This window comes from Streptomyces sp. NPDC048461 (assembly GCF_055587105.1).
Map to the genome: position 1 here is coordinate 483,918 of NZ_JBVJGW010000003.1, position 20,151 is coordinate 504,068.

A 20,151-nucleotide genomic window follows, 5' to 3' on the forward strand; every position below is an offset into this window, starting at 1 on the left:
CACCATCTTGAACAGCAATACCTTCCGCATGCCCGCGGTCGCCCTGCTCGCCACGGGAGCGGTGGCCCTGCTCGCCGCTCCCCCCGCCTTCGCCACGGGAGGCGGGGGAGGCTCCGCGGGGTCCGGGGGAGCGGGCACGGCAGGAGCCGTGGTCCTGCGGGCCGGGCTGGACGTGAGCCTGCTCAACAAGACCGTGAACGTCCCCCTGAAGACCACGCTCAACGAGGTCACCGCCCCGGCCACCCCCGCGCAGAAGACGGCGCTGACCGTCACCCTCGACGGCGTCGAGGGAGGCGCCCCGGTCAGGGTGCTGCGCGCCGACGTGGCCACGTCCAAGGCGACCGCGGACAAGAACAGGGCCGAGGCCGAGGTGAACCTCGCCAAGGCCCGGGTGCACGTGCCCGGACTGCCGGCCCTCTCGCTCGTCGAGGTGGAGCAGGTCACCTCCAAGGCCGTCTGCGAGGCCGGCAAGAAGCCCGTGGCGAACGCGAACGTCCTCGGCAAGGTCACCGCGCTCGGCAAGAAGGTCACCCTGTCGGCCGGCGGCCCGACCAAGATCGAGGTCCCGGGCGTGGGCCTGGTCGGCCTGGAGCTGTCCGGCACCGAGACCACCTCCGACACGGCGGCCGCGTCGGCGCTGCGGCTCAAGGTCTCCGTGAACCCGCTGAACCTGAACGTGGCCGAGGTCCAGGGGGAGATCGTGCTCGCGGAGGCGCACTGCACGTCCCCGCCGGCTCCCGCCCCGATCCCGCCGAAGCCGGAGGGGAAGCCCGACGTGAAGCCGCAGGCCGTCACGGACACCCGGACCGGAACCGTCACGCCCGTCACCACCGGCGCCAACCTGGCCGAGACCGGCGGCGGTTCGACGGCCCCGTACGTCGCGGGCGCCGCCCTGGTCCTGCTCGGGATCGGCGGGGGCGCCCTGCTCCTGACCCGGCGGCGCAGGACCTCGTGAGCCGCGGCGTCCGCTAGGGGGTGCCGTCCCGAGGAGCACCCGGAGGGGAGTGCTCGACGGGACGGCGCGCCCGGCGGAGCCGGAACCGGGGGCGCGGGGCGCCCGCCGGAGCGGGGCGGGGGGCAGGGAGCAGGGGCACGGCCGACCGCGGGTGGGGGCTCAGCGGGTGGCGTGCTCCAGCCCCTGTTCCGCCGCGCCGCGCGACAGCACGGCCTCCGTGACCTGCCGGTCGATCCGCGCGTACTCGGCGCGCTTGGCCGCCGGGAGCCCGGTGTCGGACGCCGCGCAGGACGCGCAGACGACGCGGAACGGCGGCCCCGTGTCCGAGAACTGCGTCAGGTACTCGGCCTTGACCACGTCCCAGCGGCCCGGGCGGTCCGCCGCCGGGGCGAAGGTGAACCGGGGCACCGAGGACTGGTTGCCGCGCAGCTTGTCCGCCGGCACGAAACTGGCGACCTGGTCGCCCATGCCGAAGACCACCCAGGTGCCGTTGATCTTCTCGTAGGGCTGCGGCACGTGGTTGTGGGTGCCCAGGACCAGATCGATGTCGGGGAGGCCGTCGGCGCCGCGGGAGGCCGTCAGCGCCTGCGCCAGCTCGCGCTGCTGCTCGTCGGGGGCCGTCTGCCACTCGGTGCCCCAGTGGACGCTCAGCACCACCACGTTCGCACCCCCGGCCCGGGCGGCGCGGGCGTCGGCGACGATCCGGTCCCGGTCGAGGAGGTTCACCGCCCACGGCTTGTCCGGGGGGAGGGGGATGCCGTTCGTGCCGTACGTGTACGACAGCTGCGCCACCTTCGCTCCGCCGGCCCGCATCACGGCCGGCGCGGCGGCCTCCTGGGCGCTGCGGGCCGAACCGACGTGCGGGACCCCGGCGCGGTCGAGGTGGTCCAGGGTGCGGGCGAGACCCTCGAAGCCGTCGTCCAGGGTGTGGTTCGAGGCCGTGGAACAGCTGTCGTAGCCCGCGTCCTTCAGGGCGTCGGCCAGCTGGTGCGGGGCCTTGAAGAGCGGGTAGCCCGTGTACGGTCCGCCGGGCCGCCCGTACGGTATCTCGTGGTGGCACACCGCCAGGTCGGCGGCGGAGACGAGGGGCTCGACCCCGGCCAGGATCGGGCGGAAGTCGTACCCTCCGGCCGGGCCCGCGTCGTCGGCCGCCCGCTGGACGATCGACGGGTACGGGATGATGTCGCCCGTCGCCACCAGGGTGAACGGCCGCCCCGCCGGCGCCCGCGGGGACGGCGCCGCAGGCGCGGTCCCGCCCCGCTCCGGCCCGTCCTGGAGCCGCTGCTGCGCGGCGGACGCACCACCGCGCTCCAGCAGCCGGGGCGCGGCGTAGACGCCGCCGCCCACCACGGCCAGCGCGGCCAGTGCCGCGCAGGTCCTGACGGATGCCTTCATGTCCGACCCCCCGGTGCGTACGTCCGCTCGGGGCCCGTCGCCGCCCCCGGCACCCCGGCGTCAGGGTACGTCGCCCGTACGGAGACCGCAGGCGCGCGGCGGGGCCGGAGCACCGCCCTCCGGGGCCGGAGCACCGCCTCCCGGCGCCGGAGCCACCGCCTCCCGGGGTCAGCGGCCGCCGGTGAGGGCCAGCGCGCGGTCCAGGGCCTGGAGCAGCCGGCCCGTCGTCACCCGGTCGCGGACCGCCAGCCGCAGCCAGGAGCGGTCCAGCCCGGGGAAGGTGTCCCCGCGCCGGACCGCGAACCCGAGGGCGCGCAGCCGCAGGCGGACCTCCGCGGCCCCGTCCACCCGGATCAGGACGAAGGGCCCCTCCGCCACCCCCGAGACGGTGATCTCCTCGAACTCCGCGAGCCCGGCCAGCAGGTGCGCCCGGTCCACCGCGACCTGCCGCGCCGCCTCCTCCGCCTCGGCCAGCGCCGCCGGGGCCAGACAGGCCTCGGCGGCCACCAGCGCCGGGGTCGACACCGGCCACAGCGGCTGCGCCGCCGCCAGCTTCGCGATCACGGCGGGCTCGGCCAGGACGTAGCCGATCCGCAGCCCGGCCAGCCCCCAGGTCTTCGTCAGGCTCCGCAGCACCACCAGGCCCGGCAGGTCCGTCCGGCCGGCCAGGGCCTCGCGTTCGCCCGGGACCGCGTCCATGAACGCCTCGTCCACCACCAGCAGCCGGCCCGGCCGGGCCAGCGCGGCCAGGGTGTCCGCCGGGTGCAGCACGGAGGTCGGGTTGGTGGGGTTGCCGACCACCACCAGGTCCGCGTCCTCGGGCACCGCCGCCGGGTCCAGGCGGAACCCGTCCTGCGCCCGCAGCACGACCCGCTCGACCCGGTGGCCCGCGTCCCGCAGGGCCGACTCCGGCTCGGTGAACTGCGGATGCACCACCACCGGCCGCACGGCGTCCAGGGCCCGCGCGATCAGCACGAACGCCTCCGCCGCCCCGGCCGTCAACAGCACCCGCTCGACCGGCAGCCCGTGCCGGTCCGCGACGGCCGCGCGGGCCGCCCGGCCGTCGGGGTACGCCGCGAGGTCCCCGAGGGACGCCGCGATCCGCCGCGTGAGCCACTCCGGGGGAGTGTGCGCCCGTACGTTGACCGCGAGGTCCACCAGCGCCGCGTCCGCGTCCAGCACCTCCGCGTCGCCGTGGTGACGCAGGTCGTGCCCCTGCGCCGTGGCCACCGCGCAGGTAGCCGCCACCGACCGGCGCTTGGGCACGAGCAGTTCCCCGCCCGCCGCCAGCGCCGCGGCCTCCGCCACCGAGGGGGTTCCGGCCGCCGCGCGCGCCGCCTCCGAGGGGTGCGGGACCGCGACCGCGGCCAGTACCTCGGCGGAGTAGCCGACGAGCGGTACGCCGAAACGTTTCGCCGCGCCGGCGATCCCCTCCTCCTCCGCCTTCGACTCCACCGTGGCCAGCGCCGTCACCGCCCCGGCGTCGAGCCCGGCCCCCCGCAGCGTCTCCTCGACCAGCGCGCAGACCTCCTCCTCGGAGACCCCCGCACGTCCGCCGACCCCGACCACCAACCGCGTCGCGTACTCACCCACCGGGAAGCCTCCCTCCGTCGTCACCGTCACCCGGGCCACCCGGAACCGTCACCCGCGCACCACCCGAACCTCGCCCGCCGTCGTCCGTTCGTCAACCGGCCGCCTCCCGGCGCCCGGGCGCGGACGTGCGCGCGGGGCGGGGAGTCGGTATCCAGGGGGCATGGCCGTGATCGTTGCGTTGGGCGCGTTCCTGATGACCCTGGCGGGCGGATGGACGGCGCAACGCGTCACCGACCGCCGCCACCTCGTGCTGGGCCTGGCCGGCGGGCTGATGCTCGGCGTCGTCGGCCTGGACCTGCTCCCGGAGGCCCTGCACGCGGCGGGCGACGAGCTCTTCGGCGTGCCGCTCGCCCTGCTGCTCTTCGTGGCCGGGTTCCTCGTCGCACACGTCGTGGAACGCCTGCTGGCCGTACGCCGGGTCTCGCACGGCGCCGAGGACGGGGCCCGCGCCCCGGAGGTGGGGCTCACCGCGGCCGCGGCGATGGTCGGCCACAGCCTCGCCGACGGGGTCGCGCTGGGCGCGGCCTTCCAGGTCGGCGGGGGCATGGGCGTCGCCGTGGCGCTGGCCGTCATCACCCACGACTTCGCCGACGGGTTCAACACGTACACGCTCACCAGCCTGTACGGGAACGACCGCCGCAAGGCGGTGATGATGCTCTTCGCCGACGCCCTGGCCCCGGTCGTGGGCGCGGCGTCCACGCTGCTGTTCACCCTTCCGGAGGAACCGCTCGGCGCGTACCTCGGGTTCTTCGGCGGGGTCCTGCTGTACTTGGCCGCCGCCGAGATCCTGCCCGAGGCGCACCACGAACACCCCGCCCTGTCCACGCTGATGTGCACGGTGGGCGGGGTGGCCGGGATCTGGCTGGTGGTCGGCCTGGCGGAGTGAGCTCACGGACGGCCCGCGGCCGCCCGCGCGAAGCGGCGGGCGACGGACGGCTCCGCCGCCCAGTGCGTGTGCAGGTAACTGGCGTGCACGCCCTGCTGTACGAAGCCCTCGACCCGGCGCTCCGGGTGCGTGAACCCCCACGCGGGAGCGGCCCCGGCACCCGGTTCGATCACCGTCCGGTGGAACTCGTGCCCGCGCAGCCGGGTCCCGGCCGCCGCGAGCGCGCTGTCGGACACCGCCACCGCCTCGCGGTAGCCCAGGGTGAGGCGCTCCGACATCCGCGCGTCGGCGTCGAGCACCCCGCACATCGGCTTCCCGTCCAGCGACCGTCCCAGGTACAGCAGTCCGGCGCACTCGGCCGCCACCGGGCCGCCCGCCGCGGCGAAGGCCGCCACGGACCGGCGCAGCGCCTCGTTGGCGGACAGTTCGGGCGCGTACACCTCGGGGAAGCCGCCGCCGATCACGAGACCGCCGGCGCCCTCGGGGAGCTCCTCGTCCCGCAGCGGGTCGAAGACCACGACCTCGGCGCCCGCCGCGGCCAGCAGCTCCGCGTGCTCGGCGTACGAGAACGTGAACGCCGGTCCGCCCGCGACGGCGACGACCGGCCGCCCGCCGGGAAGCCCGGGGAACCCGTCCGCCGGTCCGGCAGCGGTCGTGGCCGGGCCGCCCCCCGCACCCGCCAGGGCCCCCGACGGGGACCAGGGCTCGCAGTGCAGCGGCGGGGCCGTCCGGGCCAGGGCCATCAGGGCGTCCAGGTCACAGCCCCGGCGCACCTGCTCCGCCAGCGCCGCCACCGAGGCCAGGGCGTCCGCCCGCCGCTCGGCGACCGGGACCAGCCCCAGGTGCCGCGAGGGCGCGGCCACCTGCGGGGCCCGGCGCAGCACGCCGAGCACCGGCATCCCCGCCTCCTCCAGCGCCTCCCGCAGCATCACCTCGTGCCGGTCGGAGCCGACCTTGTTGAGGATCACGCCGCCCAGGCGGACCTGCGGGTCGAAGGAGGCGAAGCCGTGCACCAGCGCCGCGACCGACCGCGACTGCGAGGACGCGTCGACGACCAGCACCACCGGCGCCCGCAGCAGCTTCGCGACCTGCGCCGTGGACGCCAGCTCGCCCCGCCCGGCGGCCCCGTCGTAGAGCCCCATCACGCCTTCGACGACCGCGAGGTCGCACCCGGCGGCCCCGTGCGCGAACAGCGGCGCGACCAGGTCCGGCCCGCACATGAACGCGTCCAGGTTCCGTCCCGGCCGGCCGGTGGCCAGCGCGTGGTAGCCGGGGTCGATGTAGTCGGGCCCGGCCTTGTGCGGGGACACGGCGAGGCCGCGCTCCGCGAAGGCGGCCATCAGGCCCGTGGTCACGGTGGTCTTGCCGCTCCCGGAGGACGGAGCGGCGACGACCAGCCGCGGTATGCCGAGCGACGTCACCACTCGATGCCCTTCTGGCCCTTCTGGCCGGCGTCCATCGGGTGCTTGACCTTGGTCATCTCGGTGACCAGGTCCGCGAACTCCACCAGCTTCTGCGGGGCGTTGCGCCCCGTGATGACCACGTGCTGGGTGCCGGGGCGCTCGCGCAGCACCTCGATGACCTCGTCGACGTCGATCCAGCCCCAGTGCATCGGGTACGCGAACTCGTCGAGGACGTACAGCCTGTGCGTCTCGGCGGCCAGGTCGCGCTTGACCTGCTCCCAGCCCTCCTTGGCCGCCTGCTCGTTGTCGAGCTGGGCGTCGCGCTGCACCCAGGACCAGCCCTCGCCCATCTTGTGCCAGACGACGGAGCCGCCCTCGCCGGAGGCGCCGAGCACCTTCAGCGCGTTCTCCTCGCCGACCTTCCACTTCGCCGACTTGACGAACTGGAACACCCCGATCGGCCAGCCCTGGTTCCAGGCGCGCAGCGCCAGCCCGAAGGCCGCCGTCGACTTGCCCTTGCCGGGCCCGGTGTGGACGAAGACGAGCGGACGGTTGCGGCGCTGGCGCGTCGTGAGTCCGTCGTCCGGAACGACGGACGGCTGTCCCTGCGGCATTACGCGGCCCTCCTGTTGCTGCTCTGCTTGCTGCTCTGCGGTGACGAGGTGGCGGTCACGGCGGTACGCACGTCCTTCACGAGCCCGGCCAGCGAGTCCGCCCGCAGCCCGTCCAGGGTCACGGCGGGCGCCGCGAGGTCGGCGGCCAGTACGCCGGCCAGCCCCAGCCGGACCGGTCCGGACTCGCAGTCCACGACCACGGAGGTCAGGCCCTCGGCCGCCAGCAGCCGGGCGGCGCGGCCCGACAGCGCGCGGGGCGTGTCCCCCGGCCGCCCGCCGCCGAGCCCGCCCGCCGAGGTGGCCCGCCCGTCGGTGACCACGACCAGCAGCGGCCGGCGCGAGGGGTCCCGCAGCCGCTCGATCCGCAGCACCTCACGGGCTTTGAGCAGACCGGCGGCCAGCGGGGTGCGGCCCCCGGTCGGCAGCTGCTCCAGCCGCGCCGCGGCCGAGTCGACCGAGGAGGTCGGCGGCAGCGCCAGCTCGGCCCCGGAGCCCCGGAAGGTGATCAGGCCGACCTTGTCGCGGCGCTGGTAGGCGTCCATCAGCAGTGACAGCACGGCGCCCTTGACCGCGCTCATCCGCTGCCGGGCCGCCATGGAGCCGGAGGCGTCCACGAGGAAGAGGACGAGGTTGCCCTCGCGGCCCTCCCGGGTCGCCTGCCGCAGGTCGTCCTTGCGGATCACCAGACCGCGCCCGGTGCGCCCGCGCGCCTTCTGGTGCGGAGCCGCCGCGTGCACGGTGGCCGCCAGGTGCAGCCTGGTCAGCTGGCCGCGCGGGCGCTGGGCCCCGGTGGTCCGGCCGTGGGGCGTACGGGCGCGCGAGCGCCGCCCGGCCGCGCCCTCGCCGAGGCCCGGCACGCTCAGCACCTTGGTGCGGAACGGCTCGGCGGCGCGCACCGCGGCCTGCTCGGGCGCGGCTTCGGCCGCCCCGGACGGCTGCGGGCCCTCGGAGGAGTCCTGCTCCCCGGAGGCCTCCTGGGGCCGTGCGTCGTCCGGGTCCTGCTGCCGCTCGGGCGCCTCGGGGCCGCCGTCCCGCGGGGGGATCCCGCCGCCCCCGCCGTCGGGGCCGCCGTCGTCCGGACCGCTGTCGTCCGGGCCGCCGTTGTCGGGACCGCCGTCGTCGGGGCCGCCGTTCCGGGGGGAGCCGTCGTCCGGGCCCTGCGGCTCCGGTTCCGGCTCGTCGTCCGGGAAGCCGTCCAGGATGCGGTCCAGCTTCTCCTCGTCCAGGCCCGGCGCGTCGAAGGGGTTGCGGCGCCGCCGGTGGGGGAGGGCCAGCAGGGCGGCCTGCCGGACGTCCTCCTTGCGCACCTCGGTCCGGCCGGCCCAGGCGGCCAGCGCGGTCGCGGTCCGCGCCATCACGATGTCGGCGCGCATGCCGTCGACCTCGAAGCCGGCGCAGGTCGCCGCGATCTGGAGCAGCGAGCCGTCCCCGAGCACCACCTTCGGCAGCAGCGTCCGCGCCGCCACCACCCGGGCCCGTACCTCGTGCTCGTCCCCGGCCCAGCGGTCCGCGAAGCCCGCGGGGTCGTCCTCGTACGCCAGCCGGCGGCGCACCACCTCGACGCGCTGGGCGGGCTCGCGGGAGGCGGCGACCTCCACCGTCAGGCCGAACCGGTCCAGGAGCTGCGGGCGGAGCTCGCCCTCCTCCGGGTTCATGGTCCCGACCAGCAGGAAGCGGGCGGCGTGGCGGACGGAGACGCCCTCGCGCTCGACGTACGAGGCGCCCATCGCGGCCGCGTCGAGCAGCAGGTCGATCAGGTGGTCGTGGAGGAGGTTGACCTCGTCCACGTAGAGGATGCCGCGGTGGGCGTCGGCCAGCAGCCCCGGCTCGAAGGCCTTCACGCCCTCGGAGAGGGCCCGTTCGATGTCGAGGGCGCCGACGAGCCGGTCCTCGGACGCGCCGACCGGCAGTTCCACCATCCGCGCCGGCCGGGCGCCGGCGGGGGCCTCCCCGTGGGGGCCGTCCGGGCAGGCCGGGTCCGGCGCGGCGGGCGCGCACGAGAACCGGCACCCGGACACGACGTCCACCTTCGGCAGCAGCGCCGACAGCGCACGCACGGCGGTGGACTTGGCGGTCCCCTTCTCGCCGCGCACGAGCACGCCGCCGACCGCCGGGCTCACGGCATTGAGCAGGAGCGCCAGCCGCAGGTCGTTCTGGCCGACCACTGCGGTGAACGGATAGGGCGTGCTCATCGGTTGCTCACTCCTTCTAGGGATATGTGCGGCACGGGCAGGGTGAGGGCGCGGACCGCCGCCGCGCCGGGCGCGCCGTCGCCGCGGCCCGTCACGGCGCGCCCGGCGGCAGGAACGGCAGCCCCGCCGGGGCCCCCTCCTCGATCAGCCGCAGCAGCGCGCCGGTGTCGGCGTGTTCCTCGATCAGGTCGCCCAGCAGGTCGAGCTGTTCCTCGCGCAGCACCCCGAACGAGGTGTCCGGGGCCGGGACGAAGCGCCGCCCGGCGGCCGCGGCGACCTCGCGCAGGAACGCCCGGCGGAAGCCGTCCGACTCCAGCGAGCCGTGCCAGTGGGTCCCCCACACGGACCCGACCCGGCACCCGTCCAGGAACGGCTCCCCGCCCAGCACCTCGGCCACGCCGTGATGGATCTCGTACCCCTCGACCGGCTCGCCGAGCGCGGTGCCCGTCGGCCGGGCGAGGGTCTTCTCCCGCTCGAAGCGGACGCGTACGGGCAGCAGGCCGAGGCCGTCGACCGCTCCGGCCCGCGATTCGACCTCGTCCTCGATGTGCTCGCCGAGCACCTGGAACCCGCCGCAGATCCCCAGCACCGGCCGGCCCGCGGCGGCCCGCCGGGCCAGTGCGTCGGCGAGGCCGCGCTCGCGCAGCCAGGCCAGGGCCTTCACCGTGCCGCGCGTACCGGGTACGACGACCAGGTCCGCGTCGGCCAGTTCCTCGGCCCGGTCCACGAACCGCACCACGACCCCCGGCTCGGCGGCGAGCGCGTCCACGTCCGTGAAGTTGGACATCAGCGGCACCGCGCACACCGCGACCCGCAGCACGTCCTCGCCCACCGGCGGCGCCACCACGGACTCGCGGACGGCGCCCCGCAGGGACACCCGCAGCCCGTCCTCCTCGTCGATGCCGAGGCCGTGCCGGAACGGCAGCACCCCGTACGTCCCGCGGCCCGTCAGGCCGCGGAGCATCTCCATGCCGGGCTCCAGCAGCGACACGTCGCCGCGGAACTTGTTCACCAGGTACCCCGCGATCAGCGACTGGTCCTCCGGGGACAGCAGCGCCGTCGTCCCGAAGAAGGACGCGAAGACCCCGCCCCGGTCGATGTCCCCGACCACGACCACCGGGAACCGCGCGGCCCGGGCGATGCCCATGTTCACGATGTCGGTCCGGCGCAGGTTGATCTCGGCCGGGCTGCCCGCGCCCTCGCAGATCACGGCGTCGTAGCTGCCCCGCAGCTGCTCCAGGCAGTCCGTGACGACGCCGAGCAGCTGCTCGCGCCGGCCGCCCTGCGGCGCCGTCCCGGGGGCGGCGCCCCCGGCCGTCCCGAAGAACCCGCGGGCGCTCATCTCGCCCACCGGCCTGCCCAGCAGCACGACCTGGCTGCTCTGGTCGCTGCCGGGCTTGAGCAGCACCGGGTTCATCAGCGCGGTCGGCTCCACCCGGGCCGCCTGTGCCTGCATCGCCTGGGCGCGCCCGATCTCGGCGCCCTCCCGGGTGACGAAGGAGTTCAGCGACATGTTCTGCGCCTTGAAGGGCGCCACCTTCACGCCGGTGCGGGCCAGCCAGCGGCAGATGCCCGCCGTGACCACGCTCTTTCCCGCGTCCGACGTCGTACCGGCGACCAGCAGTCCGCCGCCGCGCTGCGCGCCGCTCACGGGCGCTCCTTCCTCGTACGGGGGATGCGGGGCGGGAAGGCGCCGCGGGAGGCGCGCCCGGCCAGCGTCCGGGCGGCCACGCAGGCCCCCAGCGCCAGCCAGGTCACGTTCCGCGACAGCCGTACCGCCCGCTCGATGTCGGCGACCTCGACGGGCCGTCCGGCCGCGCCGTTCAGCACGGCCCGGTGCTCGACGCGGCCGCCGTACGCCAGGGTGCCGCCCAGGCGCACGCCGAGCGCCCCCGCGAAGGAGGACTCGACGGGGCCGGCGTTCGGGCTGGGGTGCCGGGAGGCGTCCGCGCGCCAGGCCCGCAGGGCCCCGCGCCGGTCGGGGCCGGCGGCGACGGCGGCGAGCGCGGTCAGCCGGGCGCCCGGCCAGCCCGCCACGTCGTCGAGCCGGGCGGAGGCCCAGCCGTAGCGCAGGTGGCGGGGGGACCTGTGGCCGACCATCGCGTCCAGGGTGTTCACGGCGCGGAAGGCCAGCAGCCCGGGCACCCCGGCCACGGCGCCCCACACCAGGGCCCCGACGACGGCGTCGGAGGTGTTCTCGGCGACGGACTCCACGACGGCCCGGGCCATCTGCTGCTCGTCCAGGGCCTGCGGATCGCGCCCGCACAGGTGCGGCAGCCGCTTGCGGGCCGCATCGCCGTCCCCGGCGGCCAGCGACCCGCCGATGGTGCGGGCCTCCCGGCCCAGCGAGGTGCCGCCGACGACGGCCCAGGTGGCGGCGGCGGTCAGGGCGATGCGGGCGGCCGCGGGCCGGGAGCGCACGGCGCGGGCGCCGAGCAGGCCGACGGCGGTCGCGCCCCCGGCGCAGATCAGGGTGTGCAGGGCGCCCCGGGCGCGGTCGTCGCGCCACAGGGCGCGCTCGACGGCGGCGGCGGCCCGTCCGAAGGCGGCCACGGGGTGCCCGCGGCGCGGATCCCCGAGGATCCGGTCGCCGATCAGGCCCGCCGCGGCGCCGTACGCGAAGACGCGGTCGGCACGCATGGTGGAAGGCATGTCCTCACTCAGGGTCCGCGCCCTGGTTCGACGTGACCGGCGGCGAGAGTTCCTGGCTCCCGGGTCGCACGCGCTGGAGTGACCCGGTGACAGTGGCGGGACCGCGCCGGATTCGCACCGGCTTCCTCTCCATGCCGCCGTAATGGCTCGGGCAGTCCACCACGCACCGCGAAGGCCCGTCAACTCGCCGTTGACCTGCGGCGGGGCCGCAGGCGGGAGTACGGCGCCGCCCGCGCGGGGCGTGCGGCGGCGCGGGCCGGGCGTGCGGCGGGCGCGGGGCCGGTCATGCGAAAGCTCCCCCCGGGAGAACCCGGAGGGAGCCCGCGCGCCCGAGGTCTCAGGCGACGATCAGGTAGATCCCGTACGCCACGGCCGCCGTGACGAGCGCGAAGCAGGCGTACGCCCCGCTCCGGGCCAGGGTGGCGCTGCCGCCCTGTTCGGTGGCGGCCTCGTGCTTGGACAGGCCCACCAGGCCCAGGGTGAAGAGGGCCACCAGGGCGACGGTGGCGGAGAGGCTGACCCCGAAGACGGAGCCGAGTGCTTCCCAGTCGATCTTCATACTGCCGTTCCTCTGCAGATCTCGGTCAGACCGCGGCGGCCGGAGCCGCCGGGGTCGTCGTCGCGGCCGGGATGGTGGCCCGGAGGTCGTCGTCGGCCATGGCCGCCGCGGCGGCGGTGGTCGGCGGGACGGTGACGGCGGCCATGGCCGTGGTCACGACACCCGCCTCCGGCTCACCGGCGACACCGACACCGGCCGGCTCCACCTCGTTGACGTTGTGGTGGTCGACGACCTGGCGACGGGAGATGACCCAGATGGCGAAGCAGGAGCCGACCAGGAAGACCGTGACGGCGGCGATGCCGATGTCGCCGGTCCGCATGACGAGCTCCGCTCCGGCGGCGACCAGCGCGGCGGCCGGCAGGGTCAGGCCCCAGGCGATGAACATGCGGCTGGCGGTGGACCAGCGGACCACGCCGCCCTTGCGTCCCAGCCCCGCACCCATGACCGCGCCGGAGCACGCGTGGGTGGTGGAGAGGGAGAAGCCGAGGGTCGAGGAGGCCAGGATGACGCTCGCCGCGGAGGTCTGGGCGGCGAAGCCCTGCTGCGGCTGGAGGTCGGTCAGGCCCTTGCCCATGGTGCGGATGATGCGCCAGCCGCCCAGGTAGGTGCCCATGGCGATGGCCAGGCCGGCGGAGACGATGACCCAGACCGGCGGGTTGGCACCGGCGGGCAGCGCGTTGCCGGCGATGAGCGCCAGCGTGATGATGCCCATCGTCTTCTGCGCGTCGTTGGTGCCGTGCGCGAGGGAGACGAGGCCGGCCGAGGCGATCTGACCGGCGCGGTAGCCCTTCGCGGAGGTCTTCTCACCGACCTTGTTGCCGAGCTTGTAGGTGAGCTTCGCCGCCAGCAGCGCGGCCAGGCCGGCCACCAGGGGGGCGGCGATCGCGGGGATGAGCACCTTGGTGACGACGACGCTGCCGTTGACCGCACCCATGCCGGCCGAGGCCACCGCGGCGCCGATCAGGCCGCCCATCAGGGCGTGGGAGGAACTGGAGGGCAGGCCGACCAGCCAGGTGACGAGGTTCCAGAGGATGGCTCCGACCAGGGCGGCGAAGATCACCTCTGGCTGGATGCCTTCCTCGTTGACCAGGCCCTTGGAGATCGTCTTGGCGACCTCCACGGACATGAACGCGCCGACGAGGTTGAGTACGGCGGACATGGCCACCGCCGTCTTGGGCTTGAGGGCGCCGGTCGAGATGGTGGTGGCCATCGCGTTGGCCGTGTCGTGAAAACCGTTCGTGAAGTCGAACACGAGAGCGGTGATGATCACGATCCCGAGGAGAAGCGTTATGTGCTCCATTTACCCAGGCTTCTGTTTGACGTCAGTGGCTCGGCGAACGTAGGCAACCTGGATGAACGGAAGGTGAACTGGCACGGGCGGACCGGTGTACTGGTGCGCCACGCGATCGGGAGCTTCGTCCTGGTTCTGCCGTAGATATATCGATTAATGCACGTCAAAGCCGGGTGAATGCTCCCCTCCGGCAACACGACCGCCTGCCCCGGGAGTCCGCCCCGTCACCCGAAGGAGAGGTAGGTCACTCCGGTTCCGGTCCCCGCAGGCCGAGGTCCGCTCCCTCCGCGGAGCGCTCGTCTCCGGTGGCCCGCCGGAGCCCGCGCGCCGACACTGGAGCGGTGCGTACCGCCACAGCGACGGCAGCAGCCGTCACCACCACGCTCCTGGGCGCCGGCGCGGCCGCGGTCGCGGCCGGCCGCTACGCCGCCGACGCCGCCCTGCGTCCCGAACCGGGGCGCCCCCTGCCCGGCGGTCCCCGGCTCAGCGTCCACTCCACGGCCCCCGGCCGGGTGGAGCTGACCCGCTCCCTCGGCTCCCTGCGCCCCGGCACGTACGGGCTGGATGCCCCCGGGGTGCACGCGGTCGTCGGCCCGGTCCTGCCGGATGCCCCGCACGGCCCCGACACCGTGGTCCGCCGGCTCGTCGCCGTCACCCACGGCAGCCTCGACCCCGGAACCCGGGTCACCCTCACCCCCCAGGTCCACCTCGGCAACCCGCGCACCGCCCTCGGGCTCGACCACGCCGACGTGGACGTCCCGGGGGAGCTGGGCGCCCTGCCCGCCTGGTTCGTGCCCGCGGCCCGGGACACCTGGGTCATCACCGTGCACGGGCTCGGCAGCAGCCGCGAGCACCCGATGGTGGTCATGCCCTTCCTCCACCGCCACCACCTGCCCGTCCTCGACCTCGCCTACCGGGGAGACCTCGGCGCACCCGCCCCGCCCGACGGCCTCGGACACCTCGGCGAGTCGGAATGGCGCGACCTGGACGCCGCCATCCGCTACGCCCTGCGCTACGGAGCCCGCCGCGTGATCCTGCACGGCTGGTCCACCGGGGCCGCCATGGCGCTGCGCGCCGCCGAGCGCTCGGCGCTCGCCGACCGGATCTCCGGGCTGGTGCTGGACTCGCCCGTCCTCGACTGGCACGCGACGCTGCGCTCGCTCGCGGCCGCGCGCCGCACCCCCGCCGCGGTGCTGCCGCTGGCGGTGCGGGCCGCCGAGAGCCGCGCGGGACTGGGCGCCGACCGGCTGCCGCCCGGCGCCGACCCCGGCGCGCTCCGCGTCCCGGTCCTGGTCTTCCACGGCCCGGACGACACGCTCGCCCCCTGGGAGCCCTCGCGGCGGCTCGCCGACGCCCGCCCCGACCTGGTCACCCTGCACACCGTGGCCGGGGCCGGGCACGGGGCGATGTGGAACGCGGACCCCGCCGGCTACGAGGAGGCCTTGCGCCGTTTCCTCACTCCGCTCATGTGAGCGCGTCTCGCGGGGGTTTCCGTCATGTGAAGGCCCTGTGGCGACCGGGGTCCGGGGGGTGGCTTGTCCCGGTCTGTTCCCGGGGTGAGCAGCGGTAACCGCCGGTTCCGTTTGGGCTTTCGGCCCGTCACGGGCGAGACTGCTTCCGTGACGTCCCGAAAGCCTGATGAGCAGTTGGCTCGCGACTCCAGACTCCGACTCGTCTCCCCGCGTTCCGTCGCCACGGCCCGCAAGGCGGTGACCGACCGGCGGACCAGAACCACCCCGCGGCCCCCGGCCGGTACGCCCGCCACGGCGGACCTCGCGAACCGGGCCAGGGCCTCGCTCGTCGACGCCGTACGCCTGACCCGCTGGGCCGAGCGCAACCTCGGAGCCGGCGACGGCGGCCGGCCCGCACCCGCGGGCGCGCTGCCCGCCTCCGACGTCGAACGCGCCGCCGAGGAACTGAACCTGACCCACGGCCAGATCCGGGTCGGCTGGGACCGCGCCCGGCTCGCCGGCCTCGTCGAGGTGCACGGCGGCCACGCCCGGCCCGGCTGGCGGCTGCGCGCCTGGGACCGCGACGACACCGCCGTGCTCCGCGGCTGGGTCGCGCTCTTCGACGCCTGGTCGCTGGTCCACCCCGCCCCCGCCGACATCGCCCCCGCGGCCGTCGCCGAGGTCGTCGAGGCGATGCCCCAGCTGCTCTCCCTGCTGCAGCTGTCGGCCGGCCCGGTGACCGTCCCCGACCTCCTGGACCTGCTGGGACAGCGCGTCACCGAGCTGCGCGACGAGCGGTGCGAGGTCCCGTACGGCGCGGAGTCCGCGTCCGCGCCGGCGGACCGGGTCCCCGGACCCGCCCCGGTGCCCGCCGCCGAGACCCGCCCCTTCCCGCTCGCCAGGCTGCTGCGCTGGGCGCTCGGCGGCCTCGCCGCCGTGGACGCCGTCACCCTCGGCCCCGCGCGCGCCGCCCTCACCCCGCTGGGGAGCTGGGCCGTCTGGGTCAAGCTGGAGCAGATCTGCGTCGCCGCGCAGAGCCCCGCCGGGAACATCGAGCAGTCCGCCGCCGCCATGCTGCACGGCTGCGCCCGCCTCACCCCGGGGCCGGCCCGCGCCGAGTACCAGGCCTGGCTCGCCGCCCGGCCCGTCGGCCACGCGGTCAGCGAACTCCTGCACGCCGCCCGGGGCGAGGACGCACTGCTGCGCGGGCTCGCCTTCGAGGCGCTGCGCGTGGTCGGAGCCCCCGCGGAGCCCGAGGTCCGCGCCGCGGTCCGCGACTCCGCCCTGCGGCCGTACGCCCTGCTCTGGCTCGCCGAGCACGACGGGGTCGACCCGGACGAGGCGCAGCACGTGCTCACCCCCGAGGAGTCGACCTGGCTCTGGGTGGACACCGCGGCCGCCATCGCCGACCACGGGGAGGCGGACCTGCTGGCCCGCCACCTCGACTCGGCCGTCCGGACCACTGTCCCCCGGCTGCTGGACGAGGTCCGCGCGGTCGGCCACCCGCGCACCGTGCAGGTCCTGGTGGCGCTGGCCGCGGCCCACCCCGACCCGGCGCTCGCCAAGGCGGTCCGGCGGGCCGCGTTCCAGGTGCACACCGGCGGCGCGTGACCTCGCGTACGGGCCGCGCCGGGCGGCGCGGCCCAGCGCCTCCCGCCCCGGCCGGGCTCCGCGCGGCCCTTGCGCGCCGGAACGGGCGCCGCGGGCCTCAGGCCTGCGGGGCGTACGTCCCGAAGCTCCAGACGTTGCCCTCGGCGTCCCGGGCCATGTAGTCCCGCGAGCCGTAGTCCTGGTCGGTGGGCTCCATGAGGATCTCCACGCCGTGTTCGACGGCCCGCCGGTGGTGGCCGTCCACGTCGTCGACCACGACGTAGACCCCGGCGGGGCCGGCCCCCTCCATGGCCTTGTCGAAGAGCCCGCCCCGGCCCTTGCTGCCGAGCATCACGATGCCGCTGCCGTACGACAGCTCGGCGTGCGCCACCGAGCCGTCGTCGCCCTCGTACACGGCGACCTGGTGGAACCCGAACGCCTCCGTCAGCTGCCGGATCGCCGCCTTGGCGTCGCGGTACAGCAGGGTCGGACAGATCGACGGAACGCCTGCCATGACGATCACTCCCTCTCACTGGTGCATGTCATCGGCCGTGAATGTGACCCACGGCACAGCATGGCAGGCGGCGCCGACAGTCAGCGGAAGGTGTTGCACTGGGCCATGTCCCCGGTGCGGTAGCCCTGGTAGAACCACTGCTGGCGCTGCTCGGCCGACCCGTGCGTCCAGGATTCCGGGGTCACCCGGCCCTGGAACTTCTCCTGGATCCGGTCGTCGCCGACCGCCGCGGCCGCGTCCAGGCCGTCCTTGATGTCCTGGTCCGTCAGGCTCGTGATCAGCGGGCGGCCCGTGGACTCGTCCGGGGTCTTCGTCGCGTTGCGCGCCCAGACCCCCGCGTAGCAGTCGGCCTGGAGCTCCACCTTCACCGCGTTGCTGTTCGCGCCCTGCTGCCCGTCCTGCGACCGCTGGAGCGTGCCGGTCAGGTTCTGGATGTGGTGCCCGTACTCGTGGGCCACGACGTACGCCTGGGCGAAGGGGCCGCCGCTCGCCCCGAACTTCGTCCGGAGCTCGTTGAAGAAGCCCAGGTCCAGGTAGACCTTCCGGTCCGAGGGGCAGTAGAAGGGGCCGACCGCGGACGTGGCCGCCCCGCAGGCGGTGCCCACGCGGCCGGAGAAGAAGACCGTCTGCGCCGGGCTGTACTGCCCGCCGCGCCGGGTGAACTCCTGCTTCCAGAAGTCCTGGGTGCTGTTGACCACCGCGACCAGCCGGCAGTCCTCCCGCGCGTTCGCGTCCTGCCCGGTCCGGCAGGCCTGCTGCACCTGGTTGACGGAGGAGGCGGCCGGATCCGGCTCCTCGTTCCCGGAGGACAGCCCCAGCTGCTCGGGGCCCACGCCGAAGAGCAGGCCCATGATCAGCGCGATGATGCCGACGATGCCGCCGCCGACCGTGGCCCTCCCGCCGGGGATGCGGCTGCCGCGCACATCGCTGACCTCGGAAGTGTCCAGATTGGCGTTGTCGTCGAACTGCATCCCGCACCGCCCTCGCATCCACGTGTCCGCCCCTGCGGCGAGTATCAACCCGTTCATCCTGATACGCGCCCCGGCCGACCGGTGCGCTCCCTGGGCCGAACGGGGGACGCGGGGGAGCGTGCGTCCTCCGTCCGCATGCCCGGAAAGTAGTTGCGGACCCCCGGTAGAATGGTCCTCATGGCAAATCTCCTCGCGGATTAGCGGCGTCGAAGCATCGCGTCCTGCCCCCCTTCCGCCGTCCACACCGCCCTGGAGTATTTCCGTGATCACCGCCACCGGCGTAGAGCTGCGCGCCGGCGCCCGCGTCCTCATCGAGTCCGCCTCGTTCCGCATCGCCAAGGGCGACCGCATCGGCCTCGTCGGCCGCAACGGAGCCGGCAAGACCACCCTCACCAAGTGCCTCGCCGGGGAGGGGCAGCCCGCCGCGGGCTCCATCGCCCGCTCGGGCGAGGTCGGCTACCTCCCGCAGGACCCGCGCACCGGCGACCTCGACACCCTGGCCCGCGACCGCATCCTGTCGGCCCGCGGCCTCGACGTCCTCATCAAGAAGATGCGGATGAACGAGGAGCGGATCGCCACCGGCTCGGGCGGCACCCGCGACAAGGCGATGCGCCAGTACGAGCGCCAGGAGACCGAGTTCCTGACCAAGGGCGGGTACGCCGCCGAGTCGGAGGCCGCGACCATCTCGGCCGCCCTCGGCCTGCCCGACCGGGTCCTCGGCCAGCCGCTGCACACCCTCTCGGGCGGCCAGCGCCGCCGGGTCGAGCTCGCCCGGATCCTCTTCTCGGACGCCGACACGCTGCTCCTCGACGAGCCCACCAACCACCTCGACGCCGACTCGATCGTCTGGCTCCGGGACTACCTGAAGAACTACCGCGGCGGCTTCATCGTGATCTCCCACGACGTCGACCTGGTCGAGACCGTCGTGAACAAGGTCTTCTACCTGGACGCCAACCGCTCCCAGATCGACGTCTACAACATGGGCTGGAAGCTCTACCAGCAGCAGCGCGAGGCCGACGAGAAGCGCCGCAAGCGCGAGCGCCAGAACGCCGAGAAGAAGGCCGCGGCCCTGAACTCGCAGGCCGACAAGATGCGCGCCAAGGCGACCAAGACCGTCGCCGCCCAGAACATGGCCAAGCGCGCCGACCGGCTGCTCGCCGGCCTGGACGCCGTCCGGGTCTCCGACAAGGTCGCCAAGCTGCGCTTCCCCGACCCGGCGCCCTGCGGCAAGACCCCGCTGACCGCGGAGGGGCTCTCCAAGTCGTACGGCTCGCTGGAGATCTTCACCGACGTCGACCTGGCCATCGACAAGGGCTCCCGCGTCGTCATCCTCGGCCTCAACGGCGCCGGCAAGACCACCCTCCTGCGCCTGCTGTCCGGTACGGAGAAGCCCGACACCGGCCAGGTCACCCCGGGCCACGGCCTCAAGCTCGGCTACTACGCCCAGGAGCACGAGACCCTGGACCCGGAACGCACCGTCCTGGAGAACATGCGGTCCTCCGCCCCCGACCTGGACCTGGTCGCGGTGCGCAAGACGCTCGGCTCCTTCCTGTTCTCCGGCGACGACGTGGACAAGCCCGCGGGAGTGCTCTCGGGCGGCGAGAAGACCCGGCTGGCCCTGGCCACACTGGTCGTCTCCTCGGCGAACGTGCTGCTCCTCGACGAGCCCACGAACAACCTCGACCCGGCCAGCCGCGAGGAGATCCTGGGCGCGCTGCGCACCTACAAGGGCGCCGTCATCCTCGTCACGCACGACGAGGGCGCCGTCGAGGCGCTGGAGCCGGAGCGGATCATCCTGCTCCCGGACGGTGTCGAGGACCTCTGGGGACCGGACTACCGGGACCTCGTCTCCCTCGCCTGATCCGGCGCCCGATCGGGGTTCCGCTTCTGATCCAATTCCTTATGGATCATTCGGCTCAGCGGTGATCCATCATCTGAGTGAGGCGGTCTCGTACCGTCGCGCGTCGTTCGACGGCCCCGGCCGCACTCCTGCGAGTGCGCGGCCGGGGCCTTCCGCTTTTCCTCGCCCGGCCCCTGACCTGCCGGTTTCCGGCGGGGGCTGCGGAGTGTGACGGAGGTCATGCA

General features: G+C 75.0%; 16 protein-coding genes and 1 riboswitch. Of the genes, 5 read left to right on the forward strand and 11 right to left on the reverse strand.

The features are described 5' to 3' along the window. Positions 1-7 precede the first annotated feature (7 nt). The gene (locus ACZ6S8_RS07775; protein WP_469453426.1) at positions 8-955 is read left to right on the forward strand and encodes an SCO1860 family LAETG-anchored protein; all 948 of its coding nucleotides are present in this window, start codon (positions 8-10) and stop codon (positions 953-955) included. A gap of 159 nt (positions 956-1,114) precedes the next feature. Here ACZ6S8_RS07775 and ACZ6S8_RS07780 read toward each other — a convergent pair whose 3' ends face one another. Beyond that, positions 1,115-2,350, reverse strand: a complete 1,236-nt coding sequence (locus tag ACZ6S8_RS07780) for a CapA family protein (RefSeq protein WP_469453428.1) — start codon at positions 2,348-2,350, stop codon at positions 1,115-1,117. A gap of 168 nt (positions 2,351-2,518) precedes the next feature. After that, on the reverse strand, positions 2,519-3,943 hold the full coding sequence (cobC, locus tag ACZ6S8_RS07785) for an Rv2231c family pyridoxal phosphate-dependent protein CobC (protein ID WP_469453430.1): 1,425 nt from the start codon (positions 3,941-3,943) through the stop codon (positions 2,519-2,521). A gap of 160 nt (positions 3,944-4,103) precedes the next feature. On the opposite strand from cobC, the gene ACZ6S8_RS07790 reads away from it, so the two are divergent. Next, positions 4,104-4,829 (forward strand): ZIP family metal transporter, encoded by a 726-nt coding sequence (locus ACZ6S8_RS07790; protein ID WP_469453432.1) that lies wholly within the window; start codon positions 4,104-4,106, stop codon positions 4,827-4,829. Between the two features lie 2 nt (positions 4,830-4,831). Here ACZ6S8_RS07790 and ACZ6S8_RS07795 read toward each other — a convergent pair whose 3' ends face one another. From ACZ6S8_RS07795 to ACZ6S8_RS07825, 7 genes are all read right to left on the reverse strand, one after another. Continuing rightward, positions 4,832-6,253, reverse strand: coding sequence for a cobyrinate a,c-diamide synthase (locus ACZ6S8_RS07795; protein ID WP_469453434.1), 1,422 nt, complete (start codon positions 6,251-6,253; stop codon positions 4,832-4,834). Next, the gene (cobO, locus tag ACZ6S8_RS07800; RefSeq protein ID WP_469453436.1) at positions 6,247-6,846 is read right to left on the reverse strand and encodes a cob(I)yrinic acid a,c-diamide adenosyltransferase; all 600 of its coding nucleotides are present in this window, start codon (positions 6,844-6,846) and stop codon (positions 6,247-6,249) included. Before cobO ends, ACZ6S8_RS07795 begins: the two co-directional genes overlap by 7 nt. Then, the gene (locus ACZ6S8_RS07805; protein ID WP_469453438.1) at positions 6,846-9,038 is read right to left on the reverse strand and encodes a putative cobaltochelatase; all 2,193 of its coding nucleotides are present in this window, start codon (positions 9,036-9,038) and stop codon (positions 6,846-6,848) included. The genes cobO and ACZ6S8_RS07805 overlap by 1 nt, the downstream gene beginning before the upstream one ends. Before the next feature lie 91 nt (positions 9,039-9,129). Next, positions 9,130-10,689, reverse strand: a complete 1,560-nt coding sequence (locus ACZ6S8_RS07810) for a cobyric acid synthase (RefSeq protein ID WP_469453440.1) — start codon at positions 10,687-10,689, stop codon at positions 9,130-9,132. Next, positions 10,686-11,678, reverse strand: a complete 993-nt coding sequence (locus ACZ6S8_RS07815) for a cobalamin biosynthesis protein (RefSeq protein WP_469453605.1) — start codon at positions 11,676-11,678, stop codon at positions 10,686-10,688. Before ACZ6S8_RS07815 ends, ACZ6S8_RS07810 begins: the two co-directional genes overlap by 4 nt. A gap of 37 nt (positions 11,679-11,715) precedes the next feature. Then, positions 11,716-11,865, reverse strand: a riboswitch (cobalamin riboswitch). A 162-nt stretch (positions 11,866-12,027) separates the two neighbouring features. Beyond that, on the reverse strand, positions 12,028-12,249 hold the full coding sequence (locus ACZ6S8_RS07820) for a hypothetical protein (protein WP_267722397.1): 222 nt from the start codon (positions 12,247-12,249) through the stop codon (positions 12,028-12,030). A gap of 25 nt (positions 12,250-12,274) precedes the next feature. Then, positions 12,275-13,549 carry an inorganic phosphate transporter gene (locus tag ACZ6S8_RS07825; protein WP_469453442.1) on the reverse strand — a complete coding sequence of 425 codons (1,275 nt, stop codon included), beginning with the start codon at positions 13,547-13,549 and terminating at the stop codon, positions 12,275-12,277. Positions 13,550-13,881: 332 nt separating this feature from the next. Here ACZ6S8_RS07825 and ACZ6S8_RS07830 point away from each other — a divergent pair, with 332 nt between their 5' ends. Both ACZ6S8_RS07830 and ACZ6S8_RS07835 read left to right on the forward strand, forming a co-directional pair. Further along, positions 13,882-15,012 (forward strand): alpha/beta hydrolase, encoded by a 1,131-nt coding sequence (locus ACZ6S8_RS07830; RefSeq protein ID WP_469453444.1) that lies wholly within the window; start codon positions 13,882-13,884, stop codon positions 15,010-15,012. 147 nt (positions 15,013-15,159) lie between these two features. Then, positions 15,160-16,602 carry a hypothetical protein gene (locus ACZ6S8_RS07835; RefSeq protein ID WP_469453445.1) on the forward strand — a complete coding sequence of 481 codons (1,443 nt, stop codon included), beginning with the start codon at positions 15,160-15,162 and terminating at the stop codon, positions 16,600-16,602. 97 nt (positions 16,603-16,699) lie between these two features. Here ACZ6S8_RS07835 and ACZ6S8_RS07840 read toward each other — a convergent pair whose 3' ends face one another. Beyond that, positions 16,700-17,095, reverse strand: coding sequence for a VOC family protein (locus ACZ6S8_RS07840; protein ID WP_469453447.1), 396 nt, complete (start codon positions 17,093-17,095; stop codon positions 16,700-16,702). A gap of 80 nt (positions 17,096-17,175) precedes the next feature. After that, positions 17,176-18,066 carry a KPN_02809 family neutral zinc metallopeptidase gene (ypfJ, locus tag ACZ6S8_RS07845; protein ID WP_469453449.1) on the reverse strand — a complete coding sequence of 297 codons (891 nt, stop codon included), beginning with the start codon at positions 18,064-18,066 and terminating at the stop codon, positions 17,176-17,178. 262 nt (positions 18,067-18,328) lie between these two features. Between ypfJ and ACZ6S8_RS07850 the strand changes: the two genes are divergently transcribed. Next, positions 18,329-19,927, forward strand: a complete 1,599-nt coding sequence (locus tag ACZ6S8_RS07850; RefSeq protein ID WP_267722406.1) for an ABC-F family ATP-binding cassette domain-containing protein — start codon at positions 18,329-18,331, stop codon at positions 19,925-19,927. Positions 19,928-20,151: the final 224 nt, after the last annotated feature.

Excerpts from the sequence above, each read along its gene's own strand:
- ACZ6S8_RS07815 (WP_469453605.1), bottom strand. The coding sequence starts at position 11,678 with ATGCGTGCCGACCGCGTCTTCGCGTACGGCGCCGCGGCGGGCCTGATC.
- ACZ6S8_RS07790 (WP_469453432.1), top strand. The coding sequence starts at position 4,104 with ATGGCCGTGATCGTTGCGTTGGGCGCGTTCCTGATGACCCTGGCGGGC.
- ACZ6S8_RS07825 (WP_469453442.1), bottom strand. The coding sequence starts at position 13,549 with ATGGAGCACATAACGCTTCTCCTCGGGATCGTGATCATCACCGCTCTC.
- ACZ6S8_RS07805 (WP_469453438.1), bottom strand. The coding sequence starts at position 9,038 with ATGAGCACGCCCTATCCGTTCACCGCAGTGGTCGGCCAGAACGACCTG.
- ACZ6S8_RS07840 (WP_469453447.1), bottom strand. The coding sequence starts at position 17,095 with ATGGCAGGCGTTCCGTCGATCTGTCCGACCCTGCTGTACCGCGACGCC.
- ACZ6S8_RS07820 (WP_267722397.1), bottom strand. The coding sequence starts at position 12,249 with ATGAAGATCGACTGGGAAGCACTCGGCTCCGTCTTCGGGGTCAGCCTC.
- ypfJ (WP_469453449.1), bottom strand. The coding sequence starts at position 18,066 with ATGCAGTTCGACGACAACGCCAATCTGGACACTTCCGAGGTCAGCGAT.
- cobO (WP_469453436.1), bottom strand. The coding sequence starts at position 6,846 with ATGCCGCAGGGACAGCCGTCCGTCGTTCCGGACGACGGACTCACGACG.
- ACZ6S8_RS07780 (WP_469453428.1), bottom strand. The coding sequence starts at position 2,350 with ATGAAGGCATCCGTCAGGACCTGCGCGGCACTGGCCGCGCTGGCCGTG.